The sequence below is a fragment of the Rheinheimera sp. MM224 genome (genome assembly GCF_947090785.1).
GTDB lineage: Bacteria > Pseudomonadota > Gammaproteobacteria > Enterobacterales > Alteromonadaceae > Pararheinheimera.
In genome coordinates, this window is record NZ_OX352320.1 from 4510455 (window position 1) to 4529446 (window position 18992).

Here is an 18992-nt window from a genome sequence, read left to right on the forward strand (position 1 = left end):
TTCGTTGGATAGACGGGCGGGGATAAACCCCGCCCGCAGTTTTATTTAATCAAATCATACTGTTTAGCCGCAGTATCAGTTTGCAAGCCAAAATGTCCGGTTGCATAAGTATAAGTGCCGTCCTGCCCCCAGATACTACTGCTATGCACGCCATAGACTAAGCAGGAGCCCGAAGAGCAGACAACCTGGTCGATATTACTTTTGATGGAATACACTCTGCTGCCAAAACGCACACCATATAAATCATCCAGAAAAGGGCTTCCGACCGACAAGCCATAAGCACCACAAGTGCTGGTGATCACATTCCACGGATAAACCCCACAACTTAATAAACCACGGAAGGCTCCGGCGACACCAACAAAAGCATCCACCTGATTATGCACAGCCAGTTTAGTAATTTGTTGCGCCGCCAGAGTAGCGCCCATCGAATGCCCTATCACATCAATTTTGCCGGTGCAGGAAGTGGCCAGCGCATTTTGAATAGCGATCCGCACTGGTGTTTCTTCAGAGCCATTGTGATCATTACAAGCGGCACAACTACTGCTGCCCCAGCTGGGCCTGTAGATATCAGCTGGCGTATAACCTTTGGTGAGCAACAGGTTATAGGTATTGTTCCAACTGGACGGCGCCGCCGTATTGCCATGCACCAGCACTACAGCATCCAGACAAGCCGCCTGTAATAGTGGGCTAAACAGCAGCAGGCAGGACACTAACTTCAGAACTAAACCACGGATGTACTTTGTTATTGTTTTCATAGATTTTCCTCGGTTAATAAGCGGATTAACCATAGAAGAATGTACAAAAATTCAACATAACACTTTGGTGCAGTATGGGGGTTTGGAGCTCTGGCAGGGATAAACTTTTATTGCGATTTGACTTAACCCGATGCACGGACGGGGATAAAGCCTGGATTTGGCCTAAACGAATAGACGGGCGGGGATAAACCCCGCCCCTACGGGTCGTCTGCCCGAATTACAAATCTATATCAGCCGACATCCACCACACGGCGCTGCATTTGTACTAGCGTGATCAGATAACAAATCACAGTGACCAGAGCCGCGGCAGCTATAGAATTCAGTGGCAACCATAAAAACGCGGCAAAAAGACCAAAAGCCCGCATTAATAAATGCTGCAAACCCAAACTGTGTTGAATAACCCAGCCATATAAAGGCCAGTGGATAGCCAAACCTAAGGCCAGGCTATAAGGCACCAGTTTAGGCTGGACGAACAGCAGAATAAGATGCAAAACCCAGAGTGAGTTGGCCATAATCACGCCAGTTAACATCAACTTGCCCAAGCCATGGCCTTTCATAAAAAAGTCTTCGTTGCGCCATTTGGCAAATAACAAAGCAAGCGGGAAAATACAGCCTGAGCCAAACAACATTACCAGCAAGGCGGTGTTATAAGGCAAAACAAAACTCAGCCCCAGCACCACAGACCAAAACACTGTGCCTGCCAGTGGCATAGACATAGATCGGTTTGTTCTTTGTTCAAAACTTTGCCGCAATTGACTTAAAGTTAACTCCATCACACACTCCTTTGTTTAAAATTATGTAAACAAATTAGTGTGTAACTTTAAAGCTGTCAAATTTTAAATTGTTGATTTAAAAGGAAAAAATCAGACTTCAGGGCGACGCCACAACCAAATGGCAACACAACAAAGAAAAGCAGGTAACACAAGTTTAAGCCAGAAGGGCGCGGTGGATAACAGCAACATAACCACCGACAAGGACATCATCACAGTCGCCAGATATTTGGCTTTACGTGGTAAAGCGCCATGTTCACGCCAGCCTTTAAGCGGTGGACCAAAGCTGGGGTGCTCTAATAACCAGATTTCTAAACGTGGCCAGCCTTTACCTGCAGACCAGGCAGACACCAGCAAAAAAGGTATTGTAGGTAAACCTGGCAACACCACGCCTATTAAACCCAGCAGCAAACTAATGCAGGCCAATAAACGCCAGAATGAAACTGTCAGTAGCTTTAACATAACAAGGTCACCGCACTATCACTCTAGCGGATCCAGCCTTTGCTGATGGTTCGGAAATTATCTGTACCAGCTTTATCCAGCCACTCAAAAGCCAGCATTTCTTTACTGATAATTTGTGCACCAGCCTGCTGTAAACGCAATAAAGCCAACTGACGGTTTTGTTCAGTACGCGAGCCTACAGCTTCTTCAACTATAAACACCTGATAATCAGCAGCTAACGCATCCATAGCGCTTTGCAGCACACAAACATGAGTTTCAGTGCCAATAATCACCAGTTGGGTTTTGCCGCTTAGTTTTAAACGCTCAGCAATCAGAGGTTCACGCAAAGCACTGAAATGGATTTTTTCCATCACGCAGTCTTCAGGTACCAACTCAGCCAAAGCAGGCAAAGTGACACCTAAGCCCTGTGGATACTGTTCGGTGGCAAGGATAGGCACACCAAGCTGCACCGCGATTTGTAATACCCAGGCTGCGGCTTGTTCAACTTCTTTGCCTTGATCGATCACCGGAGCCAGTTTTTCCTGCATATCAATCAGCAACACTAAGCTGTCTGCTTGTTTCACCAACATATCCTGCTCCCCCACCTGAAGTATCAGGCGTTGTTAATCCGGTTCATTGGCGGCCTGTTGCCGTTCTTTGCGTTCCTGCATTTCAGCAAAAGCAGCGTTGATTTCATCCAGCACAGCGCCAACATCAGCGGCCTGTTCTGCTTCAGCGAACTCGCCTGTCAGTTCTGTATTTGGATTTAAATTACCGGCTTCAAATAAGGCCCAGATTTCTTTGGCATATTTAGTGGCAGCAAGTTCAGGTGCAAACTGAGCGTAATATTGGGTGATATTATTGACATCCCGTTCCAGCATCCACTGCGCGTTGTTATTCGCAGCAGCGTCTACGGCTTGCGGTAAGTCGATAATGACAGGGCCTTGTGGGTCCTGCAGTACGTTAAATTCGGATAAGTCGCCGTGCACTAAACCCACAGATAACATGCGCAGAATATCCTGCATCATGGTTTTATGGTCGCGCCGGGCTTGTTCTGCTGTCAGCTGAATATCATTTAAACGAGGGGCAACATCACCTTCGGCGTCTAAAATCAATTCCATCAGCAAAATGCCGTCAAAACAGCCATAAGGCACAGGCACCCGTACACCAGCATCGGCCAGTTTGTATAAAGCGTCCACTTCAGCGTTTTGCCAGCTTTCTTCTGCTTGCTCACGACCAAAACTCGAACCTTTTTCCATAGCCCGGGCTCGTCTGGAACTGCGTACTTTACGACCTTCCTGATACTGCACTGCTTTTTTAAAGCTGCGCTGACTGGCATCTTTATAAACTTTGGCGCAGCGAATATCGTCCCCGCAACGTACCACGTATACGGAGGCTTCTTTGCCACTCATCAGTGGCCTGAGTACTTCATCCACCAGACCTTCGTCGATCAGGGGTTGAATGCGTTTTGGAGTTTTCATTGCGCACTTATACCTTGTTTAACGCAGGGGTAAAAGAGTAAATCCGGATTTTTATTGAGGCAAAGAAAGAGCCGCTGATTAAGGCGGCTTCCTGCGAGACACAATATACCCGTCGTACTTAGTACTTGATACTACAGCCGTATGGTTTAGTCACTGCCGGACTAGCCGGATTACCAGCTAATACAGCGGTTAAAGCATCAGAAAAATAGGGAGTGGCTTTGGCGATGTCATCCACTTTAGCAGACGCAATGCTGTCGATACCGCCCATATATTGCAATACCCCTTTTTTATCAATTACATACATATGAGGGGTAGTTTTGGCGTCATAAGCTTTGCCTGTAACACCTGTCTCATCAAAGAGTACAGCGTCCGGCATTGCATTGCGGCTGCTGGTCAGTTCATCAGCTTTAGCTCCTGTGACATGACCCTGCTTGCCTGGCGCTGACGAAATTACGGTCAGCCAGACCACATCGTCTGTACCAAATTGTTTTTGTAAACTTTGCATATTACCGCTGTAATGTTTCACCACAAAAGGACAATCGTGATTGGTCCATTCCAGCACTACGGTTTTACCGGAAAAATCGGCTAACGAATGGCTTTTGCCTTTGCTGTCAGTCAGATTAAAGGCTGGTGCAGCCTGACCTACCTGGGGGGCGGCAAACAAAGAGCCGGCAAAAAATAATGCAGATAAACTTAAAGCAAGCTTGAGTTTCATGGTTTAACTCCTGTGGCTATTGACTGGTAATTAAGGGTTGTTTACTGCTCAATTGCTCCAACGCCTGACGTAATGAATCCGGCGTTAAAATTTGTGGCAACACTTCAGGCGGCTGTCCAGGCCAATACAACACATACAAAGGCACACCGTCGCGCTGAAACTGCCGTAAATACGCACTGATGGCTGGATCTTTGTTAGTCCAATCACCCTTGAGATATTTAAGCCCATATAAAACCATAGCGGCTTTGCTGCTGTCTGTGTCCAGGGCCACACGCTCATTGACTAAACAGGTAATACACCAGTCGGCTGTCATATTGACCAGTACAGGCTGACCTTCCTGCACCAGTTGTTTTAAGCGTTGCTCCGACCAGACCTCAGCATGATCAGTTTGTGTAACCTGTTGCGTAGCAGGCTGCGGATACCATAACAATGCAAAGGCACCCAGCAGCAGTATCAATGCGAGCAGACTACTTATTTTTCCTGCCTGCTGCAGTTGTTGTTGCCCCCATAACCAACAGGCAGCCCCAACCAATACCAGCCCCACTAAAGCCAGAGCTAAGGCATCTAACCCTTGCTGGCGACCATAAACCCACAACAGCCAGACCGCACTTAAATACAATGGATAAGCCAGCCATTGCTTCAGCTTTTCCATCCAAAGGCCGGGTTTAGGTAATAAAGCAGCAAAACCCGGCCACCAGGCTAATAACAGGAAAGGTAATGCCATACCCAATCCCAAAGCCGCAAAAATAGCCAAAGCCGCTAAAGCAGGCTGAGTTGCGGCATAACCTAAAGCTGTGCCCATAAATGGCGCCGTACATGGGCTGGCCACTACTACAGCCAACACACCGGTAAAAAACGAGCCTTTATGACCTTGCTGTTGGGTCAGTTGTTGGCCTGAATTCATCCAGCCTAAACCCAACTGCACTACACCGGACAAACTTAAACCCAATACAAAGAGCACATATGCCAGTACGCCAACTACCAGCGGATTTTGCAGCTGGAAACCCCAGCCAGCCGCTTGGCCTGCGGCTCTGAACAACAGCAACAAAGCAGCTAACAACACAAAACTAAGCACCACTCCAGCGCTATACCATAAAGCTTCAGCTTTGATTTGTTGGGTCGAATTCTGGTTATTGACCAAATTCAGCGCTTTTAAAGACAACACAGGAAATACGCAGGGCATTAAATTCAGGATCAAGCCACCCAAAGCGGCCAGCACCAGCATCCCCAACCAATCCAGCAGGCTGAAACTTGCCAAAGTAACTTCAGAGATCTGTGGAGCACTTTCATGTTGCAATTGCAGTAATACAGGGCCTGCGGCCGTATTCAGTACCAAATCAAACTGGGATGGAGTCTGGCTAAAGTAGGTGTTTTGCTGCTGACGTAATAATAATTCGCCATCCACCCAATCAATTTGCTGAGGTGCGGCGTGATCGACCAGCTCAGGCGCAGAGACAAAAAAGGCAGATACTTTTAAATCTTCCGGCATCTGCACAGCAGCAGAAAATTTCTGGTTTTGCACATCATAACGGCCTTTTAACTGCAGCAGTTTTGGCTGTTTTTGTGTGGCTTGTTCAAAAAGCGCCAAGTAGTCGTTGGCCTGCATTGCGGTCTGAGTCACAGGCAAGTTCAGCTCAAAACTGGCATCGGCCGGAATACAAATCTCTTTACAGACCAGCCAGTCCACTTTGGCTTTGATCTGTAGTTGAGAGCCTTTGAAATCAGCAGGAATACGCAGTTCCGACACCAAAATAGTCGGACCTTCAAAGCCATAATTCACCAGCGGAGGCACTGAGATGGCCATTGGAGCGGGCCACTGAATAGCGCCTGCCTCTACGCCATCGGGTAAATCCCATTCTATGCTGGTGGCTAAGCCTGAATCACCGGGGTTTTGCCAGTAGGTATGCCAATGGTCATCCGGAATAAAATGCAGCGCCAGCTTCAGGCTTTGGCCTGGCCGCACGTCCTGATGATCACTGACTAGTTCAGCTTTTAAATGACTGGCCTTGACCCAGCCGCTGGTTTGCGCCTGAACTGGCCCAATGGCCAGAGCCATTAAAACTATCCATAAGAAAAGAAAACGCTGAAACAGAATCATCAGAAAATTTTTGCCCTCAAATTATCTATCACTTTAGTGTACGGCAATACCGGAACAGCGATCAGCAGCCAACCGCAGCTGGTTGGGTTTCTGCCTTGTTCGTTCAGCTGTTGCAGGACAAAAACAATACCCAGACATCAGACAAGATAGTACTGGCCAGATCTTGATTTTATCTGACTCAGGCTTTAGCGTGGCTTAACACCAAAGCTCTGAAATCATAAGGATATGCGCCGGATGTCGTTGCAGTTTAATAAATTCGATCAATGGCTTATGTCCGTTAGAGCACCAACAGACAGTTCATCCGTACAGCGGTTTTGTTGGGAGTTTTTATTTTTTGGTATCAAGCAGGCCCGGGCCTGTTTATTTGTTGGCTTGTTTTTTCTCTCTGTTTTGCTGGTCCCGCGGGAAGGGGTAGCGGGCGTCAGTCGTTATGATGTGCTGTTGCTGCTGGCACTGCTGATCCAAATCTGGATGGTCTGGGCCAAACTGGAAACCTGGGATGAAGCCAAAGCCATCAGCTTGTTTCATCTGGTTGGTTTTGCTTTGGAAGTCTTTAAAACCTCCGGCGCTATTCAGTCCTGGAGTTACCCTGATCCGGCGTTTTCTAAAGTATTAGGTGTGCCCCTTTTTGCCGGTTTTATGTATGCGGCGGTCGGCAGTTACATTATTCAAATCTGGCGTTTAATGGAGCTACGGGTGCGGCATCATCCACCTTATTGGATGGCCGCTCTGATTGCTTCACTGATTTACCTGAATTTTTTCAGCCATCATTACATTGGTGATTACCGCTGGTATCTGGCCGCTATTACTTTAGGTTTGTATGCAAGAACTGTCGTTTATTACCATCCACTGGAAAAAGAGCGGCAGATGCCCTTATTGCTTGGTTTTGTTTTAGTAGGCTTTTTTATTTGGCTTGCGGAAAACATCAGCACTTTTATGGGCTTATGGAGTTACCCAAATCAGCTGGGTGCCTGGTCTGTGGTGCATGTCGGCAAATGGAGCTCCTGGTCTTTGTTGGTGATTATGACCTTCACCATAGTGGCGCAGCTTAAGTACGTGAAAGCACGTATTCATGTGCCTGAGTAAAATTAGGGGAATTCAGGGAATATTTCCCTGTCACTCAGCGTCTGAACAAGGCTATCAACCACTAACCTGACCCGCTCCGACACAGGCCCACGTTGTGGTCTGTAGACGGATAATGGCCAGGCTTTTGGCTCCAGTTCAGGCAATAAACGCACCAAAGCACCACTGCGGATATGCTGGATAGCGCTATAGGATGCCAATTGCGATACACCCAGTCCGGCAAGGGTTGCTTCAACTTCGGCCTCCGCATCATCAACGATAAAGCTGCTACGCTTTGGCGACCATAAAGCACCGTCTCTGAAATACCAATGCCATGGTCTTCCCGTTGCTCTGTCCATCAACTGAGTGACCGGCATCAACGCCAATTGTTCCAGATCAGCAGGCTTACCATAAGTTGCCAGCAAAGATGGGCTGGCCGTTAGATACAAGCCAACCTGAGCCACAGTGCGGGCGATAAAGCTATTATCCCGTACCGAACCAATCCTTACTCCAACATCGATCTGCTCATCCACTACATCCGCAATTTGGTCGGAAAAACGCAGATCCAGCTGTAATGCCTGATGACGTTGCGCCAAGGTAGTAAATACCGGCATCAGCACTGGCCGCAAAACTTTGGGAGCCGCAACACGGACCAAACCTGCAATACTCTGCTGCTGAGTTGGCTGATGTTTCTGAAACAAGCCATCTAACTGGGCCAGGCTGGCCTGTGCCTGTAGCAAAAAATTTTCCGCAAAACCTGTGAGTTTGATATGACGGGTACTGCGATGAAACAACACCTCACCTGTACTTTGCTCCAATTGCTGCACAGCTCTGGTGACCGCCTGCGGGGAAATATGCAGCCGGACAGCAGCAGCCTTAAAACTATCGCTTTGCGCAGCGGTGCAAAAAATTCGCAGTAATTCAACTTTGTTTAGCATTAATTATTCCAAAATAAGGAATTATAAAATCAAAATATTTCCATTTTTTGGATTTGTCTATCACTTCATACTGACCAGGTCGAAATTAACTATCTGCAACCCGACTGAGGACAAAACCATGAGTCAGAATATTTCAGGAAAAACAGTAGTGATCACAGGCGCAAGTAGCGGTTTGGGTGAAGCCACGGCTTACCACCTGGCCAGTCTGGGTGCCAAAGTGGTATTAGGTGCACGCCGTGAAGACAAACTGCAACAGATAGCAGCCACGATCGAAGCCAAAGGTGGGCAAGCAGCTTATCTGGTGACGGATGTCACTAAAGCCAGCGAAGTGCAGGCTCTGGTGCAACTGGGTGTCAGTCGTTTTGGCAAGGTAGATGTCATGATCAATAATGCAGGTTTGATGTCTATTGCCCCTATCAGTGAATTAAAAACAGATGAATGGGATCGGATGATCGACATCAATATCAAAGGTGTGTTGTATGGCATAGCCGCAGCTTTACCTGTATTTGAGCAGCAACAATCCGGTCATTTTATTAATATCTCGTCCGTAGCAGGCATTAAAGTGTTCAGCCCTGGTGGCACAGTGTACAGCGGCACTAAGTTTGCGGTTCGGGCAATCAGCGAAGGCTTGCGCCATGAAGTAGGTGGAGCTATCCGTACTACCACTATCCTGCCTGGAGCCGTAGATTCTGAACTGAAGCACGGCAGTAGCCATCAGCAAAGCGCTGAATTTGTCGGTAACTTCTATCAGATGGCGATTCCGGCAGATTCAGTGGCAAGAGCTGTGGCTTATGCCATAGAACAACCTAAAGACGTAGATATTAACGAAATAGTTCTACGTCCGGCTGTGCAGGATTTCTAAGCCAACACAGCCAGATACAACTACCAGTCAATCTGGGTTTTATTGCGGAAAAATGCACCGGTCGGGCCATCGTCACCTAAGGTGGCGAGCCAGACTGGTGTTTCAGCCCCTTGCTCCGGACTTAAATCAGCGGCTTCTCCACCCATACGGGTACGCACCCAACCAGGGCAAGCAGCGTTTACTTTCACTTCTGGCATAAATTCACGGGCACAGCTTACAGTGACTGCGTTCAGCGCGGCTTTACTAATGGCATAACAAGCCGGACCTTCCAGCCCTTCAGCAAAGCTGCCCCAACTGGATGAAACATTGACAATACGGCCATAACCCCGCTGTTTCATCAAGTGACCAAACACCTTACAAAGCATAAAAGGCGCTACTGTATTAACCGACAAACTCTGGAGTAAATCTTCGGCATGGGTATGCTGTACTTCAGTGGAATGCAGCATGGCGGCATTATTAATTAATACATCAACAGGACCATACTGACGCTCAATCTGCAGAGCTTTTTGCTCCAGCAGTAAAGGGTCGGTTAAATCCAGTCGAAGTGCTATACCAGAGCCCAACAAAGCAACGGCTTCCTCGGCATCTTTTTGATGACGGGCGGCCAGCAGCAACTGAAAACCACCTTGCTGTACCAGGGTTTTAGCTATTGCAAATCCGATGCCGCGATTTGCACCTGTGATCAATACTGTTTTTTGTCGCTCTGCCATATAACCTCTCCCTGATATGTTCATTCAGCTTAGTTTTTAGTCTTTTCAGATGAAATAGTGATGACTAGGATGCAAATTTACCTAAACTAAGCCACAGGACTGATCGAATACTTTAGTCAATCGAGGAAAACTCCTGATGTCTAACATCAGCTTACTGCAAAAAACTGCATTGTCGTTCCTGTTTTGGTTGTTTTGCAGTGCTATTGCGACGACTGCAATGGCATGTGAGTTTGAAGTGGAACTGGAACGCTCCTGCGCTGAAGAACTGGAAGAGGACTTATTACCCAAAGTCCCCTTTCAGGTCCAGCGCAACAGCAATTTTTTGCATCTGCAAACCAAAGCAGGTGCTTTAGCTTTTCCTATTTTTAAAGAAAAAACCGACGAGGACACTCAACCTTATTTAGTTTCCTATTTAGAAGCAGCCCAACTGGCTGTCGTCTGGGTATTTGAATACAGGGGCCGCAGCGTTTATCTGATCAATACTCAAACTGGCTTACAAACCCAAATCAACGGCTTTCCGCTGTTATCGCCGGACAACAAACGTTTACTGGTCTATTCCGAAGCCCGTTCAGATAAAGAAAATGCCAATCTGGTGGTGATTTACCGTATTCGTAATCACAAGCTTTATGCTGAAATGGTGCTTAGCGGCGACGACAACAGAATACAACCCTGGAATCCATTGGATGTACGTTGGGTCAGCCCGGATAAAGTGGAATTTATCCGGTTGCATTACCACAATGGTGAGGAAGATCAAAAGCTTCAGAGCCTGCAACTACAACAAGGCAAATGGCAACTGCGTTAAAAACTCTCTTTTTGCTCAAACAACTTGCACCTGCTTTATAAAATCTGGCTATAGTTTTACAGGTCTGCAGTCTGGCCGGAGCCAGAGACATCCACACCAACAGAGTGTTTATTTGTTTTGCAGACGGAGAATTTTAATGAGCAAGGTACCCCCTTTAACCAATGCCACAGGCGCCCCGGTTCCGGACAATACCAATACCATGACTGCCGGCCCACGCGGCCCGGCTTTATTGCAGGATATCTGGCTTTTAGAGAAGCTGGCCCATTTTGACCGCGAAGTAATTCCAGAGCGGCGTATGCATGCCAAAGGCGCTGGTGCTTACGGCACCTTCACAGTCACTCACGACATCAGCCGTTACACCAGAGCGAAGATATTTTCTCAAATAGGTAAAAAGACTGACCTGTTTTTGCGTTTTTCCACTGTCGCAGGTGAACGTGGTGCGGCTGATGCTGAGCGGGATATTCGTGGTTTTGCTGTGAAGTTTTATACCGAAGAAGGCAACTGGGATATTGTCGGCAACAATACGCCGGTATTTTTCTTTCGTGATCCTATGCGTTTCCCTGACCTAAACCACGCAGTAAAACGAGACCCGCGCACAGGCTTACGCAGTGCCGAAAACAACTGGGACTTCTGGACTTTATTACCTGAAGCCTTGCACCAGGTGACTATAGTGATGAGCGACAGAGGTATTCCGGCCACCTACCGTCATATGCATGGTTTTGGCAGCCATACCTTTAGTTTTATTAACGCCGCCAATGAAAGATATTGGGTGAAATTCCATTTTCACACTCACCAGGGTATTAAAAACCTGAGTGCTGAAGAATCTGAGCTGGTGATAGGTAAAGACAGAGAAAGCCATTTACGCGATTTGTACGACTGCATAGAAGCAGGTGATTATCCGCGCTGGACCTTAAAAGTGCAGATCATGACTGAGCAGCAAGCCGCTACTCATAAACATAATCCTTTTGATTTAACCAAAGTCTGGCCACATAAAGACTATCCGCTGCATGAAGTTGGCGTGATGGAGCTGAATAAAAACCCGGAAAACCACTTTGCTGAAGTAGAGCAAGCGGCGTTTTCACCGGCCAATGTAGTACCAGGCGTTAGTTTTTCACCGGACAGGATGTTACAGGCGCGGTTATTTTCTTATGGAGACGCCCAGCGTTATCGCTTAGGTGTGAACTTTAACCATATACCGGTTAATGCCCCACGCTGCCCTTTCCATAGCTACCACAGAGACGGCCAGATGCGTACAGATGGTAATTTAGGTGGCACTATCAGCTATCAGCCCAATTCAAAAGGAGTATGGGATAACAGGCCTGAATATGCCGAACCCGCTTTGGCGATGACAGGCGCGGCAGATCGTTACGATCATTATGTTGATGACGATCATTACGAACAACCTGGCAATTTATTCCGGTTGATGACGCCGGAAAAACAACAGTTCCTGTTTGCCAATACAGCAGCCAATCTGGCTGGTGTATCCAAAGATATTCAGGACAGGCATATTGCCAACTGCACTAAAGCTGATCCGGCTTATGGCGCTGGCGTAGCTAAAGCCTTGGGCCGATAACAACATCAGTAATATCAAGCCCGGCTTAACAGGAGCCGGGTTTTTTAATGTAAATACTGACGGCTGGCAGGTAAACGCGATAACTGCCACTGCCTGTATCTTTTGCACACCGCCTGATATTCAGCCCTGAGCTTGGCCGATTCCTGCAATACCGCAATACTGGCCGGATGATCACCATCCAAACGCTGCAGCATTTGTTCAAACCAGTTTAAGCCATGCCGCAACGTAGTCTGGCAACGGCGCCAGCGTTGCTGCTGCGCATAAGTTTCAGCCAGATTCTGAATAGAAATAGATAAACAAAAGGTCGGTAACGACGCTTCTTCACGGCTCAATTCTGGTGGACAACAAACAAAAGCGCAGTGATACCAAATAGGCCAGACATCCGATATAGCCTGACGGTAAAAGCTGGCTGCCGCCGTTAAATGCCGTTCCGTAAAAGCCCTGTTGCCTTGAGCGATGATCTGTTGCCATTGTTCCATACGACACCCCCAATTGAGAATTGATGTCATCTAGACCATTTCAATTGCGAATAGTTCGCAACAATGTCGGCAGGAACTGTAAAAATAAAAAACCGGCCTGTTTCCACAACGCCGGTCTTTTTCTAGCTGGAATGATAAAAGGTTGGTTAGTCTTTTTTCGCTAACAGATAAGCCACTACCGCGTCTAAATCCTGCTGGAAATTCTGCTGGCTTAAACCAGAAAACTTCACCTGGTATTTACCGTTCACAATTAAAGTAGGTACACCTCTGAGCACTTTAGCTTCAGAATAATGATCCTGACTCTTTTTCATCGCTGCAACTTCATCATTCACAGCCTGACTGACCATACCTGAGTCAAACAACATGGCAGGAACATCATTTACCACCAACAGGTTGCGAATATCCTGTTCGCTGCTAAAGCTGGCGCGTTGATTATGCAGATAGTCAAAGATTACATCAGCAATACGATCACCCTGACCTGCATTTTTTGCCACAACATAAGCCTTGGCTAAAGACTGTTGTAATTCAGGTGGAGCCACAGGCAAAAAGTCGACATGGTGTTTAGTCAAGCTGACACCTTTAGGCAGTTTCTTATCCAGTGCCTGAGCAAAAGGTTCAAAAGCTTTGCAGTGTGGGCAATAAAAGGAAAAGAACTCTAAAACTTCAGGTTTAGTCGTCGCTTTTTCTGCGACTACATCGTAATGCACACCTTCCTGAAACTGCACAGGGGCAGCTGCAGAAGCAAAAGCTATTACAGGAGCAAAAATTAAAGCAGCCAGTAATTTTTTAAACATAAGGAACGCCTTCTAATTAAGATTGAGTCAGTAAAAAATTCACTAACTGCTTAAATTCTTCATCCTGATTTTCACGGCTCAGGCCCTGATTCAGAATTTTGTATTTACCGTTCACAATAAAGGTTGGTACACCTGTTAATACACGGCGGCCTGATAAAGCATCCTGTTCTTTTTTCATTTGTTTAGCACCGCCAGCTACAGTAAAGCTTTTGATGGCTTTATCGTAGGTGTCTGCGTCAACGCCCTGAGCCACAACTACTGCTTTGATATCGTCATCATTGGCGAAGCTTTTACGGTCAACATGCACATGGTTAAAAAATGAGCTGGCCACCTGATCACCTTTACCCAGATTTTTTGCCACCAGATAAGCTTTGGCTAAAGTCACCTGAATTTCCGGAGATGCGTGCTGTAAAAAGTCGACATGCACCTTTTTCAGCTCAACACCAGCTGGCAACTGTTTCGCCAAAGCTTGTACTTTAGGCTCGTATGCAAAACAGGCAGGACAATAAAAAGAGAAAAATTCCTTCACTTCAGGTTTGGTTGTCGCCTGCTCAGAAACTACTTCGTAGTGTTTACCTTCTTCAAACTGAGCGGCAAAAACTGCCACAGGTAATAACAATGCACCTACTAACAACGCTGTTAACTTTTTCATTATTCGAATGTTCCTTGGAATAAAACTGCCACTACTCTAACAAAATCTTACCACTGAGGCATCAGAGAAAGTGGGCTCTGGTCACAGAATTTCAGCTGTTCATCCAGTGCCCGCAATTGTTGCTGCCAGTATTGGTCTGTGCTGAACCATGGAAAGTTCTTTGGAAAAGCCGGATCGCTCCACCTTTTTGCTATCCAGGCCATATAAGACAAGATACGCATAGCACGCAAGGGTTCTATCAGACGCAGCTCTTTATGGTCAAAATCGCAGTACTGTTCATACTCTTCCAACAATAACGACAGCTGGTAAGTTTGCTCCACTCTGTCGCCGTTCAGCAATAACCACAAGTCCTGCACTGCAGGGCCATTGCGGCTGTCGTCAAAGTCCAGCAACAAAGGTCTGTCGTCGTGCCACAGCAAATTGCCTATATGGCAGTCGCCATGCACCCGCCGGATTTTTTCCGGCTTATACAAAGGACCGACCTTGTCGCACAATTGTTGCATCATGGCCTGATAATCTTTTTCCAATGATGGCGGAATAAGGCCCGACTGCAGCAAGCTTTGCTGGCTGTCGAGCAAAAAAGTCTGGTGGTTGATGGTCGGTCTGTGGATAAAAGGCCGCGCTGCGCCCACCTGATGCACCATGCCTAAAAAACGCCCCAGTTGCAGCATTTGATTATCGTTGTCAGGCTCTAAAGTGCGGCCACCCCGGCTTGGGAAAACGGATAAATAAAAGCCGCCATAAGACAACACTTGCTGGCCATCCCGCTCAACAGCTTCAGCCACCGGCACTTCAATTTCAGCCAGTTCACGCACAAACTGATGCTCTTCGTTCAGTTGTTCTAAGCTCCAGCGCTCGGGCCGGTAAAACTTCACCACCCAACTTTTACGATCATCATCTCTAAACTGACAGACTCTGTTTTCAAAGCTGTTTAGTTGTAATAAACCAGAGCTGACATCAAAGCCATAATGAAACAACGCATCCAGCATTAAATCCGGACTTAAAGTAGAGAAATCAAAAGTGCTCATGGAATTCCGTTTGGTAATGACAGCTAATTAGCCTAAAAAAATAGGGAGCCGAAGCTCCCTAGTCTAACGCTTTTAAAAACTTAGCGTGATGAAAAGAACTTACTGCCTTGAGTTAAGCGGATATCCGGCTCGTCGCTGTCTTGCAGCACAAACTCAATTTCCAGCACGGATTTCTTCGCATCAACAGGGTCTAGCGACAAGCTGATTGGCAGGTTGGCTGTTTCACCCCCTTTGATGGTCAGTTCTTTCTCACCTAACCACTGTGCTTGATCCAAACCTTCTACCGACAATTGATAGGTTTGCTCCAACTGCGACTTGTTGATGACTTTTAAGGTGTAGGTGTTTTCAATTAACCCTTCGTCGGTTTCACGGAACAAAGAGCCACGGTCGCGAACTATGTCCATCACCACGGGTTTCCGCACCACTAAGGTCCAGGCAAAGGCCGCACATACAGCGACTAACACCATAAAGTAGCCGACTAACTTGCCACGCACTACTTTGGTAGTTTTGCCTTCCAGACTATGTTCTGTGGTGTAGCTGATTAAGCCTTTGGCGTAGCCCATTTTATCCATGGTATCGTCACAAGCATCTATACAGGCACCACAGTTAATGCACTCATACTGCAGACCGTTACGAATGTCGATGCCAGTAGGGCAGACATGCACACACAAGTTACAGTCGATACAATCGCCTAAACCTTTGGCTTTGTATTCAGTGTCTTTACGGGCGCGTGGACCACGGTTTTCGCCACGTTTGGCATCGTAAGTCACGGTAAAGGTATCTTTATCAAACATGGCCGACTGGAAACGAGCGTAAGGGCAAATGTGAGTACACATAATTTCGCGCATCCAGCCTGCATTGCCGTATGTACAGAAGGCAAAAAACCAGACTGAAACCGCAGCCCAGAAGCTGGCTTCCAGTGTAAAGAATTGGATAAACAACTGATCAACAGGGGTAAAGTAGCCAACAAAAATCAGCGCCGTGAGCACAGAAAACGCCAGCCAGCTAAAATGAGTCGCGCCTTTTTTCAGCACTTTACTGAAGGTCCAGGGGTCCTGATCCAACTTCATACGCTGATTACGGGTGCCCTGAAATTTCTCTTCAAACCACATAAAAATAAAGGTCCAGACGGTTTGGGGGCATAAATAACCACACCAGACCCGACCATAAAATGTGGTAACAAAAAACAACGCAAAAGCGCCAATGACAAAAATCCAGGCCAGAATAGTGAAATCCTGCGGCCATAAGGTCATACCGAAGATATAAAATTTCTGCTCAACAATATCGAGCAAAATGGCCTGCTGACCATTAAATTGCAGCCAGGGCAACAGCATAAATGCAGCCATAAACACAAAGCCAATGTTGCGCCTTAAGGTTTGATGCAAGCCCTTCACCGCACGAATATAGATGCGATCTCTTGGGTTGTATTTGGCTTTTTTGTCCGGATCAGGTCTATGTACCTCAACCGGAATATTTTTAATATCTATCTTGTTATCCACGCCCATACCTCGTGCTGCTATCTGGTATTCAGTGTAGCAGGCTGTTTATTGCAGCTTGTTGATACAGGACAAAGCGGGCATTGTTCTGACGAACCCTTAAGCACTTTACTTGTCTGCTAACCAGTAGAGTGCCCTTGGTTGCCGCGCCTCATCCTAACTGCTTTATGTGATGACCAGTTTGACTACTGCAATAATTGAACCAAAGGCCTATAGTATATAACACTATGATCCATATTAAGTTTTAATATTACGTTCAGTTTCAGACTGTCAACCTTGTTGACAGTGGTAAGAACTTTGGTAGCCAAATTGACAGTGTCATAGCGCTATCGCTGTGTTATAACCAATAGAGATATAGATGGGGTAACAGGTTATGCGCAATTTTTTGCTGTTATGTTTGCTGATTGTCAGCACCCTTACATTTTATGACCATCCCCGACTATTGCCCTATTCAGAACCCGTACTGGACTGGCTGGCTGAACATATTTCGTTGCCGGGCGCTCAGTCGGATTCAGTCGTCACCCGCAAAATTCAGAAAGCTTTTTACGCCATAGGTCAGGATTACGGCACAGGCCAACAAGAGGCTTTAGCTAAAGCAGCACAGGACATCAATACCCTGCTGCAATTTCGCCGCGACTACTGCCAAAACGGAGATTTTCATCCAGCTTTATTTGGTGACGCCATGCAAAGAGCCTGTGATGTATTGAAGCAGTATCCGAAGCTGGAAGAATTTAAAAGTTAAGTCTGTCAAAAAGGGCCCGCAGGCCCTTCTTATCAAATTCAAAAATGAATTGGCATGTGAAAGCCTACTGCAGATCCACTTTAATTTTTGCAATCACATCCAATGCTTTTTGCTTGGCGTGATCGACGTTGTCGCCTAAAGCCAAAGCCACACCCATACGACGTTCGCCTTGTACTTCGGGTTTACCAAACAGCCGCAGATCGGTGTCGGGTTGCATTAAAGCCTGAGCTAAGTTGCCATACCCAATTTGCTCCGAGTTGCCCGGAACCAGCAATACAGCTGAAGCGGCCGGGCCGTATTGGCGAATGAGCGGAATAGGCAAACCTAAAATAGCGCGGGCATGCAGCGCAAATTCAGAGTAGTTTTGCGAAATTAAGGTCACCATGCCGGTGTCGTGTGGCCGTGGAGATACTTCGCTAAACCAGACTTCGTCGCCCTTTACAAAAAGCTCGACGCCAAATAAGCCAAAACCACCTAAAGCTTCGGTCACTTTAGCAGCGTAATGTTGGGCTTTTTCTAAAGCAACAGCCGACATGGCCTGAGGTTGCCATGATTCACGGTAATCACCTTTTTCCTGACGATGGCCAACAGGTTCGCAGTACTGAGTGCCAGAAATAGAGCGCACTGTTAACAAAGTGATTTCATAATCGAAGTCGATAAAACCTTCCACTATGACCCGGCCTTTACCGGCACGACCACCTTCTTGCGCATAAGCCCAGGCGCTTTCTAAATCGGCGTCGGATTTCAGTACAGACTGGCCCTTGCCGGAGGACGACATAATAGGTTTGACCACACAAGGGTAACCAATATGCGCCACTGCGGCTAAGTAGCTGCTTTTGTCATCGGCAAAACGGAAAGGCGAAGTAGGAAGTTGTAACTCTTCAGCCGCTAAACGGCGGATACCTTCGCGGTTCATGGTTAAGTTGGCCGCCTTAGCGCTTGGGATCACAGTAAAACCTTGTTGCTCCAGCTCAACCAAAGTACTGGTGGCTATGGCTTCCAGCTCAGGCACGATCAGCGCAGGTTTTTCTTTGATCACAATTTGGCGCAATGTGGCACCATCCAGCATAGAAATGACATAACGACGGTCTGCAACCTGCATAGCGGGCGCATTGGCGTAACGGTCGACTGCTATCACTTCGCAGCCTAAACGTTTGAGTTCAATACATACTTCTTTACCGAGTTCACCGCTGCCTAATAACAGCACTTTGGTGGCGTTGGCTGCGCCTGGAGTTCCTATCTGGCTCATGTTCTGCAATTCCTCCCCCTGATCTGATGGCAAAGAGCATACCAAAAATCAGTTGCCAACACTTAATGATTTCAACCAGATCAGACTCACTGAGGTATAGTAAAAGGAAGTAGAAACAGAGAAATGTTATGTCTGAGCAACTATGCCCTTTATGTCAGCAAGCCAATTTATGCAAAGCCGGCACTGCTGAACAAAACCAGTGTTGGTGTATGCAGCAGAAGTTTCCTGCTGAACTGCTGTCGCAAGCGCCGGACCAAAGTAGCTGCATTTGTAGTGCTTGTTTAGAGCGTTTTATAAAACCGGCAGAGCCAGTACAGCAGTATAAGCCCCTGTAATAAAACTCGG

21 protein-coding genes are annotated in these 18992 nt (G+C 47.0%); 6 read left to right on the forward strand and 15 right to left on the reverse strand.

Going from position 1 to position 18992, the window contains the following annotated elements; translation table 11 throughout:
• Positions 1 to 41: 41 nt before the first annotated feature.
• From OM978_RS20910 to OM978_RS20940, 7 genes are all read right to left on the reverse strand, one after another.
• The gene (locus tag OM978_RS20910) at positions 42 to 755 is read right to left on the reverse strand and encodes a lipase family protein (protein WP_264344353.1); all 714 of its coding nucleotides are present in this window, start codon (positions 753 to 755) and stop codon (positions 42 to 44) included.
• Between the two features lie 230 nt (positions 756 to 985).
• Positions 986 to 1528, reverse strand: coding sequence for a DUF7010 family protein (locus tag OM978_RS20915; protein ID WP_264344354.1), 543 nt, complete (start codon positions 1526 to 1528; stop codon positions 986 to 988).
• A 90-nt stretch (positions 1529 to 1618) separates the two neighbouring features.
• Entirely contained in the window at positions 1619 to 1987 is a 369-nt protein-coding gene (locus OM978_RS20920; protein WP_264344355.1) for a YbaN family protein, read from the reverse strand.
• 23 nt (positions 1988 to 2010) lie between these two features.
• Positions 2011 to 2556 (reverse strand): isochorismatase family protein, encoded by a 546-nt coding sequence (locus tag OM978_RS20925; protein WP_264344356.1) that lies wholly within the window; start codon positions 2554 to 2556, stop codon positions 2011 to 2013.
• Positions 2557 to 2589: 33 nt separating this feature from the next.
• A complete protein-coding gene (locus tag OM978_RS20930; protein WP_233010909.1) occupies positions 2590 to 3447 on the reverse strand; it encodes a PA4780 family RIO1-like protein kinase in 858 nt (285 codons plus the stop codon).
• A gap of 118 nt (positions 3448 to 3565) precedes the next feature.
• A complete protein-coding gene (locus OM978_RS20935; protein ID WP_264344357.1) occupies positions 3566 to 4162 on the reverse strand; it encodes a thioredoxin family protein in 597 nt (198 codons plus the stop codon).
• 16 nt (positions 4163 to 4178) lie between these two features.
• Positions 4179 to 6218, reverse strand: a complete 2040-nt coding sequence (locus tag OM978_RS20940) for a protein-disulfide reductase DsbD family protein (RefSeq protein ID WP_264344358.1) — start codon at positions 6216 to 6218, stop codon at positions 4179 to 4181.
• 276 nt (positions 6219 to 6494) lie between these two features.
• Here OM978_RS20940 and OM978_RS20945 point away from each other — a divergent pair, with 276 nt between their 5' ends.
• Positions 6495 to 7346, forward strand: coding sequence for a DUF817 domain-containing protein (locus OM978_RS20945; protein WP_264344359.1), 852 nt, complete (start codon positions 6495 to 6497; stop codon positions 7344 to 7346).
• A 2-nt stretch (positions 7347 to 7348) separates the two neighbouring features.
• Here OM978_RS20945 and OM978_RS20950 read toward each other — a convergent pair whose 3' ends face one another.
• Positions 7349 to 8260 carry a LysR family transcriptional regulator gene (locus tag OM978_RS20950; protein WP_264344360.1) on the reverse strand — a complete coding sequence of 304 codons (912 nt, stop codon included), beginning with the start codon at positions 8258 to 8260 and terminating at the stop codon, positions 7349 to 7351.
• A gap of 118 nt (positions 8261 to 8378) precedes the next feature.
• Between OM978_RS20950 and OM978_RS20955 the strand changes: the two genes are divergently transcribed.
• Positions 8379 to 9122, forward strand: coding sequence for an SDR family oxidoreductase (locus OM978_RS20955; RefSeq protein WP_264344361.1), 744 nt, complete (start codon positions 8379 to 8381; stop codon positions 9120 to 9122).
• A gap of 20 nt (positions 9123 to 9142) precedes the next feature.
• Here the strand turns inward: OM978_RS20955 and OM978_RS20960 are convergent, their stop codons facing one another.
• Positions 9143 to 9832 carry an SDR family NAD(P)-dependent oxidoreductase gene (locus OM978_RS20960; RefSeq protein ID WP_264344362.1) on the reverse strand — a complete coding sequence of 230 codons (690 nt, stop codon included), beginning with the start codon at positions 9830 to 9832 and terminating at the stop codon, positions 9143 to 9145.
• Positions 9833 to 9968: 136 nt separating this feature from the next.
• Here OM978_RS20960 and OM978_RS20965 point away from each other — a divergent pair, with 136 nt between their 5' ends.
• Together OM978_RS20965 and OM978_RS20970 are read left to right on the forward strand one after the other, a co-directional pair.
• Positions 9969 to 10634 carry a hypothetical protein gene (locus OM978_RS20965; protein WP_264344363.1) on the forward strand — a complete coding sequence of 222 codons (666 nt, stop codon included), beginning with the start codon at positions 9969 to 9971 and terminating at the stop codon, positions 10632 to 10634.
• Between the two features lie 136 nt (positions 10635 to 10770).
• On the forward strand, positions 10771 to 12207 hold the full coding sequence (locus OM978_RS20970) for a catalase (protein ID WP_264344364.1): 1437 nt from the start codon (positions 10771 to 10773) through the stop codon (positions 12205 to 12207).
• Between the two features lie 44 nt (positions 12208 to 12251).
• On the opposite strand, the gene OM978_RS20975 is transcribed toward OM978_RS20970, so the two are convergent.
• The 5 genes from OM978_RS20975 to ccoG all read right to left on the reverse strand — a co-directional run bounded on the left by OM978_RS20975 (position 12252) and on the right by ccoG (position 16659).
• The gene (locus OM978_RS20975) at positions 12252 to 12686 is read right to left on the reverse strand and encodes a hypothetical protein (protein ID WP_264344365.1); all 435 of its coding nucleotides are present in this window, start codon (positions 12684 to 12686) and stop codon (positions 12252 to 12254) included.
• Positions 12687 to 12832: 146 nt separating this feature from the next.
• A complete protein-coding gene (locus OM978_RS20980) occupies positions 12833 to 13480 on the reverse strand; it encodes a thiol:disulfide interchange protein DsbA/DsbL (RefSeq protein WP_264344366.1) in 648 nt (215 codons plus the stop codon).
• A gap of 16 nt (positions 13481 to 13496) precedes the next feature.
• Positions 13497 to 14132: a thiol:disulfide interchange protein DsbA/DsbL gene (locus OM978_RS20985; RefSeq protein ID WP_264344367.1), complete on the reverse strand. Its 636-nt coding sequence runs from the start codon at positions 14130 to 14132 to the stop codon at positions 13497 to 13499.
• A 47-nt stretch (positions 14133 to 14179) separates the two neighbouring features.
• Positions 14180 to 15160 (reverse strand): serine/threonine protein kinase, encoded by a 981-nt coding sequence (locus tag OM978_RS20990; RefSeq protein ID WP_264344368.1) that lies wholly within the window; start codon positions 15158 to 15160, stop codon positions 14180 to 14182.
• Positions 15161 to 15240: 80 nt separating this feature from the next.
• Complete coding sequence (ccoG, locus tag OM978_RS20995; RefSeq protein WP_264344369.1) at positions 15241 to 16659, reverse strand: cytochrome c oxidase accessory protein CcoG; 1419 nt, start codon at positions 16657 to 16659, stop codon at positions 15241 to 15243.
• 370 nt (positions 16660 to 17029) lie between these two features.
• On the opposite strand from ccoG, the gene OM978_RS21000 reads away from it, so the two are divergent.
• Positions 17030 to 17398 (forward strand): hypothetical protein, encoded by a 369-nt coding sequence (locus OM978_RS21000; protein WP_264344370.1) that lies wholly within the window; start codon positions 17030 to 17032, stop codon positions 17396 to 17398.
• 64 nt (positions 17399 to 17462) lie between these two features.
• On the opposite strand, the gene purT is transcribed toward OM978_RS21000, so the two are convergent.
• Positions 17463 to 18647, reverse strand: coding sequence for a formate-dependent phosphoribosylglycinamide formyltransferase (gene purT, locus OM978_RS21005; RefSeq protein WP_264344371.1), 1185 nt, complete (start codon positions 18645 to 18647; stop codon positions 17463 to 17465).
• Positions 18648 to 18775: 128 nt separating this feature from the next.
• Here purT and OM978_RS21010 point away from each other — a divergent pair, with 128 nt between their 5' ends.
• Positions 18776 to 18982: a cysteine-rich CWC family protein gene (locus OM978_RS21010; protein WP_264344372.1), complete on the forward strand. Its 207-nt coding sequence runs from the start codon at positions 18776 to 18778 to the stop codon at positions 18980 to 18982.
• Positions 18983 to 18992 lie beyond the last annotated feature (10 nt).

Coding starts and splice junctions, on each gene's coding strand:
- OM978_RS20910 (WP_264344353.1), bottom strand. CDS start 755: ATGAAAACAATAACAAAGTACATCCGTGGTTTAGTTCTGAAGTTAGTG.
- OM978_RS20915 (WP_264344354.1), bottom strand. CDS start 1,528: ATGGAGTTAACTTTAAGTCAATTGCGGCAAAGTTTTGAACAAAGAACA.
- OM978_RS20920 (WP_264344355.1), bottom strand. CDS start 1,987: ATGTTAAAGCTACTGACAGTTTCATTCTGGCGTTTATTGGCCTGCATT.
- OM978_RS20925 (WP_264344356.1), bottom strand. CDS start 2,556: ATGTTGGTGAAACAAGCAGACAGCTTAGTGTTGCTGATTGATATGCAG.
- OM978_RS20930 (WP_233010909.1), bottom strand. CDS start 3,447: ATGAAAACTCCAAAACGCATTCAACCCCTGATCGACGAAGGTCTGGTG.
- OM978_RS20935 (WP_264344357.1), bottom strand. CDS start 4,162: ATGAAACTCAAGCTTGCTTTAAGTTTATCTGCATTATTTTTTGCCGGC.
- OM978_RS20940 (WP_264344358.1), bottom strand. CDS start 6,218: ATGGCTCTGGCCATTGGGCCAGTTCAGGCGCAAACCAGCGGCTGGGTC.
- OM978_RS20945 (WP_264344359.1), top strand. CDS start 6,495: ATGTCGTTGCAGTTTAATAAATTCGATCAATGGCTTATGTCCGTTAGA.
- OM978_RS20950 (WP_264344360.1), bottom strand. CDS start 8,260: ATGCTAAACAAAGTTGAATTACTGCGAATTTTTTGCACCGCTGCGCAA.
- OM978_RS20955 (WP_264344361.1), top strand. CDS start 8,379: ATGAGTCAGAATATTTCAGGAAAAACAGTAGTGATCACAGGCGCAAGT.
- OM978_RS20960 (WP_264344362.1), bottom strand. CDS start 9,832: ATGGCAGAGCGACAAAAAACAGTATTGATCACAGGTGCAAATCGCGGC.
- OM978_RS20965 (WP_264344363.1), top strand. CDS start 9,969: ATGTCTAACATCAGCTTACTGCAAAAAACTGCATTGTCGTTCCTGTTT.
- OM978_RS20970 (WP_264344364.1), top strand. CDS start 10,771: ATGAGCAAGGTACCCCCTTTAACCAATGCCACAGGCGCCCCGGTTCCG.
- OM978_RS20975 (WP_264344365.1), bottom strand. CDS start 12,686: ATGGAACAATGGCAACAGATCATCGCTCAAGGCAACAGGGCTTTTACG.
- OM978_RS20980 (WP_264344366.1), bottom strand. CDS start 13,480: ATGTTTAAAAAATTACTGGCTGCTTTAATTTTTGCTCCTGTAATAGCT.
- OM978_RS20985 (WP_264344367.1), bottom strand. CDS start 14,132: ATGAAAAAGTTAACAGCGTTGTTAGTAGGTGCATTGTTATTACCTGTG.
- OM978_RS20990 (WP_264344368.1), bottom strand. CDS start 15,160: ATGAGCACTTTTGATTTCTCTACTTTAAGTCCGGATTTAATGCTGGAT.
- OM978_RS21000 (WP_264344370.1), top strand. CDS start 17,030: ATGCGCAATTTTTTGCTGTTATGTTTGCTGATTGTCAGCACCCTTACA.
- purT (WP_264344371.1), bottom strand. CDS start 18,647: ATGAGCCAGATAGGAACTCCAGGCGCAGCCAACGCCACCAAAGTGCTG.
- OM978_RS21010 (WP_264344372.1), top strand. CDS start 18,776: ATGTCTGAGCAACTATGCCCTTTATGTCAGCAAGCCAATTTATGCAAA.